At 41.0% G+C, this 12,822-nt stretch carries 10 protein-coding genes; 7 read left to right on the top strand and 3 right to left on the bottom strand.

Going from position 1 to position 12,822, the window contains the following annotated elements; translation table 11 throughout:
• The first annotated feature begins 32 nt into the window (after positions 1-32).
• Positions 33-812, top strand: a complete 780-nt coding sequence (locus tag IM676_RS19700; RefSeq protein ID WP_225880380.1) for a GUN4 domain-containing protein — start codon at positions 33-35, stop codon at positions 810-812.
• Between the two features lie 164 nt (positions 813-976).
• Here the strand turns inward: IM676_RS19700 and mnmG are convergent, their stop codons facing one another.
• The gene (gene mnmG / locus IM676_RS02805; RefSeq protein ID WP_200987658.1) at positions 977-2,899 is read right to left on the bottom strand and encodes a tRNA uridine-5-carboxymethylaminomethyl(34) synthesis enzyme MnmG; all 1,923 of its coding nucleotides are present in this window, start codon (positions 2,897-2,899) and stop codon (positions 977-979) included.
• A 310-nt stretch (positions 2,900-3,209) separates the two neighbouring features.
• The gene (locus IM676_RS02800; protein WP_200987659.1) at positions 3,210-3,890 is read right to left on the bottom strand and encodes a hypothetical protein; all 681 of its coding nucleotides are present in this window, start codon (positions 3,888-3,890) and stop codon (positions 3,210-3,212) included.
• A 160-nt stretch (positions 3,891-4,050) separates the two neighbouring features.
• On the opposite strand from IM676_RS02800, the gene IM676_RS19985 reads away from it, so the two are divergent.
• The 6 genes from IM676_RS19985 (at position 4,051) to IM676_RS02775 (ending at position 11,385) form a co-directional block, all read left to right on the top strand.
• A complete protein-coding gene (locus tag IM676_RS19985) occupies positions 4,051-4,173 on the top strand; it encodes a hypothetical protein (protein WP_263973143.1) in 123 nt (40 codons plus the stop codon).
• A 391-nt stretch (positions 4,174-4,564) separates the two neighbouring features.
• On the top strand, positions 4,565-7,573 hold the full coding sequence (locus tag IM676_RS02795) for a type ISP restriction/modification enzyme (RefSeq protein WP_200987660.1): 3,009 nt from the start codon (positions 4,565-4,567) through the stop codon (positions 7,571-7,573).
• A 574-nt stretch (positions 7,574-8,147) separates the two neighbouring features.
• Positions 8,148-9,359 carry an RNA-guided endonuclease InsQ/TnpB family protein gene (locus tag IM676_RS02790; RefSeq protein ID WP_200987661.1) on the top strand — a complete coding sequence of 404 codons (1,212 nt, stop codon included), beginning with the start codon at positions 8,148-8,150 and terminating at the stop codon, positions 9,357-9,359.
• 63 nt (positions 9,360-9,422) lie between these two features.
• Positions 9,423-9,857 carry a hypothetical protein gene (locus IM676_RS02785; protein ID WP_200987662.1) on the top strand — a complete coding sequence of 145 codons (435 nt, stop codon included), beginning with the start codon at positions 9,423-9,425 and terminating at the stop codon, positions 9,855-9,857.
• 34 nt (positions 9,858-9,891) lie between these two features.
• Positions 9,892-10,461, top strand: coding sequence for a TIGR04376 family protein (locus tag IM676_RS02780; RefSeq protein WP_200987663.1), 570 nt, complete (start codon positions 9,892-9,894; stop codon positions 10,459-10,461).
• Between the two features lie 348 nt (positions 10,462-10,809).
• On the top strand, positions 10,810-11,385 hold the full coding sequence (locus IM676_RS02775) for an ABC transporter permease (RefSeq protein WP_200987664.1): 576 nt from the start codon (positions 10,810-10,812) through the stop codon (positions 11,383-11,385).
• Between the two features lie 17 nt (positions 11,386-11,402).
• Here the strand turns inward: IM676_RS02775 and IM676_RS02770 are convergent, their stop codons facing one another.
• Entirely contained in the window at positions 11,403-12,803 is a 1,401-nt protein-coding gene (locus IM676_RS02770) for a collagen-like protein (protein WP_200990054.1), read from the bottom strand.
• Positions 12,804-12,822 lie beyond the last annotated feature (19 nt).

Raw genomic sequence — 12,822 nt, 5'->3', positions numbered from 1 at the left:
AATATTGCCAGATGTAAGTCCCAATATTCACTATGAACAATCAGCAAAAACCCGGAGAATATGATGCTGTCCTTGGTGGTCACAGTCCCAGTCCTGAGTTTGCAGTAGTTTTAGGTGGTCTTGAAGGGGTGATATTCCGGTATAGTGACCCTAACCCCCAGGTGAGAATTGCTGCACTTGCACAAGCTTTAAATTATAGTCAACCAGGTTTAGATATATTAATTCAGGCTTTAAATGACCAGTCCCCACAAGTACAAAATGCTGCTTATTCCTTATTGCAGTCTCGCACAGAAGCCAAGGTAAAACAAGCCGTGAGTATATTTGAAGATGGACCATTAAAGTCAGCTATCGGGGTGGACTATAAGAATCTGCGTGACTTACTTCTACAAAAAAGGTGGAGAGACGCAGATGATGAAACCAGACGGTTAATGTTAGGGGTGGCGAACCGGGAAAAAGAAGGTTGGTTAAACCATGAGAGTATTGATAATTTTCCCTGTGAAGACTTGGGTATGATAGACCAATTATGGGTGAAATACAGTCATGGACGCTTTGGTTTTTCTGTGCAGAAACGCATTTATCAAAGCATTTATCAAAGTTTGGGAGGAAAGAAACAATGGGATTATGATGTTTGGAGAGCCTTCGGGGAAAAAATAGGATGGAGGAAAGGGGGAAGTTGGTTATACTACATTGATATTATTTTTGACCTCACAGCAGTAGAAGGCCATCTTCCAGTTTACGAGTGTTGGTTTGGCGAGAAAGAACTGGTTTGGGGGGTAAATTTCTTTTCTCACGTTGGTACTTGTCAACTGTGAACCCACGGATGTTGATCGCCAGTCCGACTAATTGCTGATACTCAACTGTGGAAACCATCACAGCCCCTGAAAGGTTGCTGATCATGGGGTGATGGTTCCGCCAGCCTAGCTAGTAATATAATCAGACTAATGTCACTTACTAATTGTCCTAGAATCTGCCGTAATTAAGCCGAAGCGGTCAACTCTGACTGAGTTTTAGTTTTACGTAACTCCAAGTATATTAACAAAGCGTTAATATCTGCGGGATTTACCCCCCCAGTCCGTGCTGCTTGACCGATAGTTAGGGGTTTAACACGGGTGAGTTTTTCCCGCGCTTCTTTAGAAAGGGTATCAATTGTGTTATAATCTAAGTCTGCGGGTAGCTGGCGGTTAGCCTGACGGGTAATCTGTTCAATTTGATGTTGTTGTCTAGCCAGATAACCAGAATACTTGATGTCAATCTCTGCGCCTTCTTTTTCCCCTTGGTTGAGGGTGGGGTTTCCCAGTCCGTAACGTTCCAGGTCAATGTAATGGAATCCTGGACGACGGAGTAAATCAGCTAGGGTGATAGAACCTTTAATAGCTTGTTGGGATGCAGAGGCGATCGCCTGACCGATGGGGTCATGTTCCTTAATTCTGGTATTATATAAACGGTCTTTTTCTTGATTAATCTGCGTTTGTTTACTGGTGAACAACTCCCAACGGCGATCGTCAACTAAGCCAATTTCCCTTCCTAAAGGTGTTAAACGTTGGTCAGCATTATCAGACCGCAACAATAACCGATACTCAGAGCGACTAGTGAGCATCCGGTAAGGTTCCCGTAAATCTTTAGTACACAAATCATCAAGCAAAGTACCAAGATAACTATGTTCACGGGGGAAAACAATCATCTGTTTACCCTGAACCAACCGCGCCGCATTAATACCCGCTACAATTCCTTGGGCTGCGGCCTCTTCATAACCCGTAGTACCGTTAATTTGTCCCGCGCAGAATAAACCATTAATTTTCTTAGTCATCAGTGTAGGATAACACTGGGTGGCGGGTAAATAGTCATACTCCACCGCATAAGCCGGACGCAACATCGTACAACTTTCCAACCCCGGCAGAGTGCGTAACATTTGCAACTGCAGATTTTCCGGTAACCCCGTAGAAAACCCTTGAATATATAACTCTGGGATATCCCGTCCTTCCGGTTCAATAAAGATTTGGTGGCTCTCCTTATCAGCAAAGCGGACTATTTTATCTTCAATACTGGGACAGTAGCGAGGTCCCTTAGCTTCCACCCAACCACCATAAACTGGTGATAAATGTAAATTTTCCCGAATTAACCGATGAGTATCTGCATTCGTCCGGGTAATGTAACAGGGAACCTGTTCCCGTTCCACCCACACATCCGGGTCAAAACTAAACCAGCGTACCTCCTCATCTCCTGGTTGGATAGTCATCTTAGTGTAGTCCACCGATCGCCTATCTACCCGTGCGGGCGTACCCGTTTTCAGCCTACCGGTCTCAAAACCCAAGCGGTTGAGAGTTTGGGTCAAACCCTCAGCCGCAAACTCGCCAGCTCGTCCAGCGGCCATAGACTTATTACCTACCCAGATTTTACCACCCAAAAACGTCCCAGTAGTCAAGATCACCGCTTGACATTGAAACCCCACACCAAAATAAGTTTCAACCCCAACCACCTCATCATTAGTACCCAAAACCAAATCAGTAACCATCCCCTCCCGGATAGTCAGATTTTCTTGGTTTTCCACAACACCCTTCATCACCGCCGCATATTCCCGCTTATCACTTTGAGCGCGTAAAGCCCATACCGCCGGACCCCGTGAAGAATTGAGGATGCGCTTTTGTAAATAGGTGCGGTCCGCAACCTTGCCAATTTCCCCCCCTAAAGCATCCACCTCATGGGTCAACTGCGACTTAGCCGGGCCACCCACCGCCGGGTTACAAGGTTGCCAAGCTATTTTATCTAAATTGAGTGTCAGTAGCAAAGTCCGACAGCCCAGACGAGCCGCTGCAAGAGCCGCTTCACAACCGGAGTGACCCGCACCCACCACAATAACATCAAAAGCGTCTTGGAATTCAACGGAATTGTGCATGGTCATACTTACACAGATTAGCAGGTTAAGAGTTACTACAACCGATTGTAACCCAACCACAACACCCTCAAACACAAATCAAAAACAAACCTCTGCGTACCTTTGCGTTGAACAACAGGGGAGCCGGGGGTTAGAAACCCCCGTCTAATAGCTAAAGTCAGATAAATCTGACTAGAAGATCATGTATTTAATTATCTTAACAGAATGTGTCGCCATTCTCTATACTCCCCTCCCTTTACAAGGGGATGGGGTGGGGGTGGGGTCAAACCTCATCGGACGATCTACGCAGGGCGATCGCCCCGTCTCAAAACTCTTATTACCACTTCCGGGGTTGAAAATCCGGCTCATTTAAAATCACCACATCATCACCGCACAGACCCAAAACAAATAAACCTTGACCATAAGCATAATCACGTACCTCATTAGTAACCACCATCCCCGCCACTGCACCCATAGCTTGTACATCTGTATACCGTGGCATGAGGCGCTTAAACTTTTCTAACCCTTGTAAATGCTTATCTACATCGGCTTGATTGGGTTTACTTTTTACCTCAATTAACACCGCTTCGGTATCATTTACCACTAATAAATCAATTTCTAAACCTTCACCCCCGCGCTGTGTAGATAACTCTGGGTAAAGTTCATAGACATCAATACCCCGCTGTTGAAACAACGCTACTACAGCAGGGCGTATTTGCCATTCTACAAACTCATCTAGGTGATTACCTAATTTATCCAGTTGTTGACTTACCTGTTTAATCTGCTTATCAGTTGCTTGAGCTTGCTGTTTAAGAAACCGCTCAGTTTCTTGAAAACGGTGTTCTGTTTCTTGAGATCGTTCTTTTAATAAGCGCTCAGTTTCTTGAAAACGGTGTTCTGTTTCTTGAGATTGTTCTTTTAATAACCGCTCTGTTTCTTGAAAGCGTCGCTCTGTTTCCTTTTGAGCTACAATCAACTCACTTAATAAGCGCCAAACATCATCAGGTGTGTAAGTCATGGTTGATTCAAGAGGGCATAGCAACATTATAATACCTTAACCAGAATGCCACTTAGAAGGGTTGAAAAGTTCCCTTTGATGCTACACAGGAACCGGGGGTTATAAACCCCCGTCTAATAGCTCAAGTCAGATAAATCTGATATTTGATTATCTTGAAAAAATGCGAAGCGCTCCTGCAAGGCGATCGCCATTCTCTATACCCCCTCCCTTTGTAAGGCTATCCATTACCCGGATCTTTCTTAACATTCGTGAGAGCGATCGCTCGCAAACCCCCAAACCTTAATCCTCCGTTGATGATTCTCAATAAAATAAGGGTTTTATCAAGAATAATAAGGTACATTTTGTCAAGAGTACGGAAATTTTCAAGCGTTGAAACCGTTGCCACATAAATGTTTCAAGATTGTTAAGAAAGATGTGAGTAATGAATAGCTTTGTAAGGGGAGGGGTTGGGGGTGGGGTCAAACCTGATAAAAACACCTACGTAGGGCGATCGCCCTTCTATCTCGATACTTATGAGGCGGTTTTATCTCTACCCTAGGGTAGATGACAAACTTACAGCTATTCTAACTTAAAGTTATTTACACTTGTATAAATTTTAATAAACTGTCTGCTAAATTACTAACAGCGATCGCCTATATTTAAATTTCTGCCCTTGTATATCCCTGATTTTCCCCATGTCCAGACTTTTGATTAGTCAGTACCAAGCAGAAGTAGCCAAAATTATCCAGTTTGGCGGTTCCCGTAAAGAAACTTCTATTCGCGTGGCTTTTCAAAACCTCTTGAATGAATATTGCAAACCCAGGGACTTTCTACTAATTCCCGAATTGGATTTTAAATTACCTAATGGTAAACTAGTTTATCCCGATGGCACCGTTAAAGATGCCTTGCGTTTAGATTGGGGTTACTGGGAAAGTAAAGACCAATATGATAACTTAGATGAAGAAATAGACAAAAAGTTAAATAAAGGTTATCCTAGTAGTAATATTCTCTTTGAAGATTCCCAAACTGCGGTTTTAATTCAAAACGCCACAGAAACCCAGCGGGTATCGATGAAAGATGCTGAAGCTCTAGATGCACTCATTACCAACTTTATTAATTATGTCAGACCGGAAGTTAGAGATTTTCGGTCAGCTATAGATAGTTTTAGGCAAGATTTACCCACTATCTTAGATTATCTCAGAGATTTGATTGATAGTCAAGGGGAAACTAACAGTAATTTTCAAACAGCAAGGAATAAGTTTTGGTCAATCTGTCAGGAGTCCATTAACCCGGAAATCAGTTTAATTGATATTCGGGAAATGATGATTCAGCACATCCTCACAGAGGATATTTTTCTCAATATTTTTAACGAATCTCAGTTTCACACAGAAAACAATGTCGCACGGGAGTTACAAGGGGTAATTGCTACCTTCTTTACTGGAAGTGTGAAGCGTAATGCTTTAGGGAGTATTGAAAGGTATTATGCAGTCATTCGGCGCACTGCGGCTAATATTGCTAATCATCAAGAAAAACAAAGATTTCTGAAATCTTTGTATGAGAACTTTTATAAAGCTTATAACCCCAAAGCAGCGGACAGGTTAGGAATCGTCTATACTCCTAACGAGATTGTCCGGTTTATGATTGAAAGCACCGACTTTTTAGTACATAAACATTTTGGAAAGTTGTTAGCTGATAGGGATGTAGAGATTTTAGACCCCGCGACGGGTACGGGAACCTTTGTAACTGAGTTGATTGATTATTTACCTGCTCATTGCTTAGAGTACAAGTATAAGCATGAGATCCACTGTAATGAGGTGGCGATTTTACCTTATTATATTGCGAATTTGAATATTGAGTACACCTATAAGCAGAAGATGGGGGTGTATGAGGAGTTTGAGAATATCTGTTTTGTGGATACTTTAGATAATACCCTGTTTGTGGGTAAGCAGATGGATCTATTTGCGATGAGTGTGGAGAATACAGCGAGGATTAAAAGACAGAATGATAGAACTATTTCGGTGATTATTGGCAATCCTCCTTATAATGCTAAACAGGAGAATTTTAATGATGATAATGCTAATCGGCGTTATGAGGCCATAGATAGGTTAATTAAGGGCAGTTACGTTAAATATAGTCAAGCTCAAAATAATATTGTCCTCTATGATATGTATACCCGGTTTATTAGATGGGCTTCTGATAGGTTGGGTAATAATGGGATTATTGCTTTTGTTTCTAATAGTTCTTTTATTGATTCTATTGCTTATGACGGGTTTAGAAAAGTTGTCGCGAAAGAATTTAATGAGATTTATGTAATTGACACTAAAGGTAATGCGCGCACCAGTGGAGAAAGAAGACGTAAAGAGGGCGGTAATGTTTTTAGTGATGAAATTAGGGTAGGTATAGCTGTTTATTTTTTAATCAGGAATGAACACGCTCAAGGGTTTAAGGTTTACTATGATGCGATTGAAGATTATACAAATGCAGAGGATAAGAAAAAATATTTTAGTTCTCAGAAGTTTAAAGATTTAGGTTTTAATCATTTTAAACCAGATAGTAACGGTAACTGGATAAATCAAACTGATAATGATTTTGATAGTCTTTTACCTATGGTTGATAAGGGTGTGAAAGCAGGTAAAGGAGAAGAAGCTGTATTCAAGTTGTTTTCTTCAGGTTTGAAAACACAACGAGATGAGTGGGTTTATGATTTATCTGAAAAGGCGTTATCCCAAAAAGTCAAGTTTTTAGTCAGTATTTATCAAGCGACACGTAAAGACCCTAAATATCCCGATAGAAATGAAATTAAATGGGATAGGGAATTAACTAAATATTTAGACAACAAAATTAATAAAACTTTTGATGCTCAAGAAATTGTTAAAGGTTTATACCGTCCATATAATCAACGGTATTTCTATTTTGATAAACATTTTAATGGAATGACTTATCAATGGTTTAGTATTCATAATAGTAATAACTTAGACAATAAATATATTGCTTTTTCAGCTATTGGTTCAAGTAAATATTTTCACTGTCTTAGTTCTAATTTAATAATTGATTTACACCTAACAGGTGATTCTCAATGTCTCCCTCTATATATATACAACCAAGAAGGAAACCGCACAGATAACATCACCGACTGGGGACTAGAACAAATTCACACCCATTACCAAGACACAACAATTACTAAAATAGATATCTTCCACTACACCTATGGGGTGCTACATAACCCAGAGTACCGCCAAAAATACGAAATCAACCTACAACGGGACTTTCCCCGGTTACCTTTATATGATAACTTTCCCCAATGGGTGGACTGGGGTAAACAACTCATGGATTTACATATCAACTATGAAACTGTCACACCCTACAAACTCAGTCGGGTTGATATTCCTTTAAAGGGTAACCAAACCACACCCAAGGCGAAGTTAAAGGCTGATAAAACCAAGGGAAGTATTATCTTAGATGATGTGACTACATTACAAGGTATACCTACTATAGCATGGCAATATATGCTAGGCAATCGTTGCGCCTTGGAATGGATTTTAGATCAATATAAAGAGAAGAAACCCAAAGACCCGACTATTGCGGAAAAGTTTAATACTTACCGGTTTGCAGACTACAAAGAACAGGTAATAGATTTATTAATGCGCGTGTGTAGGGTAAGTGTGGAAACCATGAATATAGTTAATCAGATGTCTGATAGCTAGGGAGACAAAGGTTAGAAACCACCCTCTCAGAGGATGTTTGGAAAGTATTAAACAGGTAATTTTTATATTAGGGAACAGGGAACAGGGAACAGGGAGCAGGGAGCAGGAAGCAGGAAGCAGGAAGCAGGAAGCAGGGAATGGGGGACACTCCGAAACAATAAAATCCAGTCCCCTCCCCTTACAAGGGGAGGGTTAGGGTGGGGTGAAACAATAGTTGATACACTAATCATGACTTATCAAACATCCTCTCAAAGCCATCGAAAATCAACCTTTGCGTACCTTTGCGCCAACCTTTGCGCCCCTTTGCGTTTAACAACAGATATATTCGCCACACCGGGAGCGTAAGATCCCCGACTTCTCATATCATCACAGATAATCTGGGATAATTTAGTTCCAGAAGTCCGGGATCTGTGGGGTATTGAAAAACTTTGCTGATTTTGTAGTCAAGTATGCCCAATTATTGACTTATGTATGCTATAATGGATATAGGTCGATTTTACAATTTAACTAATGAAGCTTTCGGAATACGCAAAGTCAATAGGCGTCAGTTACAAGACTGCATGGAGAATGATGAATGCAGTTAGTTGAAAAGCACGTTATTAAACAAGGACATAGGTTTTATCAAGAGATTGATCAGCTATGTTTCTTATCAAAAAACCTGTACAACGTTGGTAACTACCTTATTAGACAAACTTTTATTAACAGCAATGAAAGCTTGAGTTATTACGACATCCAAAAACAACTTCAATCATCTGTAGATTACAAAGCTTTACCAAGTAAAGTTAGTCAACAGGTCTTGATGGTCTTAGATAGGAACTGGAAGTCATTTAAAGAAGCTTTGAAATCTTGGTTTGAAAACCCGTCTAGATTTTTAGGTAAACCAAAATTACCTAAATATAAACACAAAACTAATGGGAGAAATATAGTTATTTACACCAAACAAGCCTTATCAAAACCCGCATTAGAACGAGGGGTTATTAAACCAAGCAAAACAAACATCGAGTTGCTTACTAAGTCAGTAAATATAGCTCAGGTGAGGATTGTCCCTAAGCTTGACCATTACGTGATTGAAGTGGTTTACAACAAAGAAGTTGAGCCAGCATCAATTGACCTTAATAAGATTGCAGCAATTGATTTAGGGCTTAGTAACTTAGCTACTGTAACTTTTAATCAAGCCGGGATAGCCCCGCTCTTGATAAATGGCAGTCCACTAAAAGCTATGAACCAATTCTTCAACAAACAAAAAGCTAACTGGCAATCAATAATCGGTACTGGTACAACCAAACGGATACAAAAACTCTGTACTAAGCGCCACCACAAAGTTGATGATTACATGCACAAAGCAAGTAGGTTTATTATTAATAAACTCCTAGAGCTCGGTGTAGGTACTTTGGTTATAGGCAAAAACGAAACCTGGAAGCAAGAAATCAATATAGGTAGCCGTAATAACCAAAACTTTGTACAAATTCCTCATTCACTATTTATTAATAAGTTGACGTACAAAGCAGAGTTAATAGGAATCAAAGTTTTGGTCACAGAAGAAAGCTACACCTCTAAAGCTAGCTTTTTAGATTTAGATAATATCCCTACTTATCAAGAAGGTGTTAAACACACATTTAGTGGTAAGAGAATAATTCGAGGTTTGTACAAATCTGCTGATGGCAGGATGATTAACGCTGATGTTAATGGATCCTATAACATCATGAGAAAAGCAGTCCCAAATGCTTTTGCAAATGGGATAGAGGGCATTGTAGTTTGTCCAGTGAAAGTAAAACTTCCGAACTAATGATTTGGATATTTGTCCATATTATTAGCAACTATAATCTAGCCAAGAGGATAAAAAACATATATGAATTCAACCCCAACTAGTCAGAGTGACCAGGAAACCATCAACCCAGACCTTACACCTTTAGAGCAGCCAGAACCTTGGGCTTTTGTTGTTCATGACAATAATGTCACCATTGGAGGGCATACTTTTTTGTGTATTGATGGTCAACACCTCAAGGACTACAAAAACAAGGGCGTATCTACTAGCAAGATTGTTGATGGTAGACTAGTGCTACAAGTCCTCAAAGGACCGGATGAGAAAAGGGCTAGAACCTTACTCTCTGTAGTCGGTGAACTCACCCCAGAAAAAAAGGTGATTAAGTTGGATAGACCTAAGAAAATGGTGGAAGTGCATGACCCTGTAAGTTATGCTGCTTACTTACAAGGTAATCCCCAAGAGTTTACTAATGTAGTCCGTATGATTACTGGCTTTATCATCCATCCAAATCTAGAATAGAATAAATACATTCACAACTTCTGGAGTTTTTCCCGTGGGCTTATTTGATGATTTGAGTCGGTTTCTAGAAGACCGTTTAGAAGAATTCTTGCGTAATAATCCCCATCTGGAATTAGAAGCGCTGTTAGAACAGTTGCGACAGCAAGAAGAAGATACTTTAAAACTGATTGCAGATTTAAAATTACAAGAAAAGCGATCGCAAGATCAAATCCTATCCACCGCCCAAGAAATTCAGCGTTGGCACATCCGGGTACAAAAAGCTCAAAATGCAGGTAGACCGGATTTAGCCGCAGCAGCACAAGCAAGGGAAGCCGCCCTATTACGGGAAGGTAACCAGCGCTGGGGACAAATGCAGGGGTTAAAAGAACGCATCACCCAATCTCAAGAACTACTGCGGAAAATTCAAGCCCGCCGTCAGGAGGTACAAGCCAAAGCCACGGAAGCCCAAACAGCCCGCGCTCAAAGCCAGCAGCACTTCAAAACCGATGGGTGGTGGAATTCTACTAGCAATTATACCACAGGATTCGACGATTTAGAAGAAAAATTTCGCCGTTGGGAAACTGAAGACGAGTTAGAACAAATGAAACGTAATTTAAACAAATGATTTGCTGTTATTGATCAGTGACCATTCACTAGGTCACTGATATTATTCTTATTAGCTTTGGATTATTGGCATCCCCAATGTGAATTATGGAAATTTTATTTAGTTTTTTAACTCATCATTTAATTACTAATATACTTAATATAGCATTTCCCATGCTCGTGAGGTACAAAGTTGTTTAGTTTCAGGGAACAGGGAACACCGGAACAGGGAATAGGCAATTGATGTGTACTTCATCAGCCTGAAAAAGGCTTTATCACCGGGGTTTAATATCTTAACTACCCTTGTTCTATGCGCTGTTGTTTCTTATCGCCACAGTATTTACCAGACGTTCAAAATCACCACTGAGGCATGGAATCCCCCATATTTTTAGATGTCTTAGCTAGCCTGCAAAAGTTATTTGTAGGTTACATTCCCTCCGCTATTTTAGGTAGCGTAGTGGGATATTTGATAAGTATAAATACACCCATTTATCAAGTATGTAAGCGGTTATTCCAGATACCACATAGTATCCCTCCTCTAGCCTTACTACCGATCGCCCTTATAGTATTTGGAAATAATACCGAACCAGCAACCATAGTTATAGTTTTCCTGAGCACACTTTGGTCTATGATTATTAATACCGCCATAGGTATGCAACATTTCCATAAACAGGGTAATAACTTTCGAGTGGCCATCTTTCATATATTTCATGCTTTAAAAGTTGGAGTTTGGGTAGCTTGGTTTACAGTTATTGCCACAGAAATGGTCATAGGACCAAAAGGACTAGGATTTCTGGCTTGGAGTGCTTATAAAGCTGGTAACACCAATTATATAATTGACGCAATATTGTACATTGGTATTATTGGCTTTTTGCTGGATCAATTGTTAGATTTAGCCAGCGGTCTCCTGGTGCAGATTGTTTCAGACGGGAAAAAAGCCCCTTAAATTTTCAGTTAAATGGGTTACCGGATCAAACCTTGCCAAGTAATTGTCTGCTTTGTGGAACGTTCCCCCAAAGAGCGAGTAGCCACTACCTCAATATCAACCTGTGTTCCTGGGCGTAGAACATCCTTGGGAATCTTTAACTTACCCAAAGCTAAGATAAAACGGTTATGGTCACGGGTGACAAATTCACTGGGAATCTTTCCCTCATATTCAGTTGTGTAATTAGGGAAGTCAGCAAACCTATCTCCTACCCGGAATTTTACCTGAAATTCAGTGGCAATTACTTCCGACTGAGCCGCTAAATCTACTATTTTTAATTTGAGGTTTTCCCCAGCATCAGCAAATTCTGCCACTGCTAACCTGGTGACATCCCTTTGGGGTATAGCATGGTTAACAGTAAATGTGGTCAGATCAGGGTCAGTTTTATAGCTACCTTCAACCCATAAATCATCAGGGAAGGTAATTTTTACCTGTTTGCTATCAGTTAAACTCACTATGACAGGTTGACGATCAAACCCAGAAATGGGTTGTTTCTCCGGCCAAATCAGTTGAAAATCAACTTCTAGACGCTGTTCAAATTCCCGATATTCATCAGCTATGACAGAACCAGGAGCCAGGAGAGAAGCAGCACCCCGGCGCAGGTTCCACTTATTTTTGGTAAGTTGATACTGCTGAGTGGTCAGCTGTTCTATTGGGAGTTGTAGCTGGTAATTCTCCACTGCTAAGGGTTCCTTGCTGTTAATAATACTCAAGGTTCCTAGGCGGCCTCTATCTCCATTCCTACCATTTATACCATAACTCCCAGTGCCGCCATCATAACACTGATAACGCTTCTTGGTGCATTTATAATCTGGTTTACCACGGGTTCCTGTACAGGTTTCTATCTCCCAACTGCGTCTATGACATCTACAACCCAATGCACCCCTACCACCCCGGCCACCTCTTCCACCTTCTCCAGGGGTACTATTAACAAAAATTGACCGCAAATCTGCAATATCTGTGTAATAAACAGTCAGTGAGCCACCATTCCCGCCATTTCCGCCCCTACCGCCGTTCCCCCCTCTACCGCCATTTGGTGCGTGAATATCACGGCTAGTATTCCTGGTATTCCTATTGTCGCGATCGCAAGAGGGTCTATGGCCATCACCACCGTCTTCCCCATCTTCTCCATTTTCTCCCCACAGGTTAAGCTTGAGTGATGAACTATCGACAAGAATAGTTTGATTCCCAGCGTCACGACCATTGCGCCCGGGTCGGCCATTTATACCACTGTTCCCATCTCTGGGATAACCTCTACTGACACGATCGGATTTTACAGCAATAGCTGGACATAAAACTGAGCCAGAGGCAGGTAACAAGCTAGTCAACAAGCAAAATGTCACCAGCAGTGGGAGCTTAGTACTAAAACCTTGAGCAATCACGGTATACCTCCCTGGT

It is taken from the genome of Anabaenopsis elenkinii CCIBt3563, from assembly GCF_015245355.1.
Lineage (GTDB): Bacteria > Cyanobacteriota > Cyanobacteriia > Cyanobacteriales > Nostocaceae > Anabaenopsis > Anabaenopsis elenkinii.
Note: the sequence above shows the minus strand (reverse complement) of the source record. Positions and strands in the feature narration are given on the sequence as shown.

What these genes read in the sequence shown, in the direction of transcription:
- IM676_RS02795 (WP_200987660.1), top strand. Translation starts at nt 4,565, where the DNA reads ATGTCCAGACTTTTGATTAGTCAGTACCAAGCAGAAGTAGCCAAAATT.
- IM676_RS19985 (WP_263973143.1), top strand. Translation starts at nt 4,051, where the DNA reads ATGCGAAGCGCTCCTGCAAGGCGATCGCCATTCTCTATACCCCCTCCC.
- IM676_RS19700 (WP_225880380.1), top strand. Translation starts at nt 33, where the DNA reads ATGAACAATCAGCAAAAACCCGGAGAATATGATGCTGTCCTTGGTGGT.
- IM676_RS02785 (WP_200987662.1), top strand. Translation starts at nt 9,423, where the DNA reads ATGAATTCAACCCCAACTAGTCAGAGTGACCAGGAAACCATCAACCCA.
- IM676_RS02800 (WP_200987659.1), bottom strand. Translation starts at nt 3,890, where the DNA reads ATGACTTACACACCTGATGATGTTTGGCGCTTATTAAGTGAGTTGATT.
- mnmG (WP_200987658.1), bottom strand. Translation starts at nt 2,899, where the DNA reads ATGACCATGCACAATTCCGTTGAATTCCAAGACGCTTTTGATGTTATT.
- IM676_RS02790 (WP_200987661.1), top strand. Translation starts at nt 8,148, where the DNA reads ATGCAGTTAGTTGAAAAGCACGTTATTAAACAAGGACATAGGTTTTAT.
- IM676_RS02775 (WP_200987664.1), top strand. Translation starts at nt 10,810, where the DNA reads ATGGAATCCCCCATATTTTTAGATGTCTTAGCTAGCCTGCAAAAGTTA.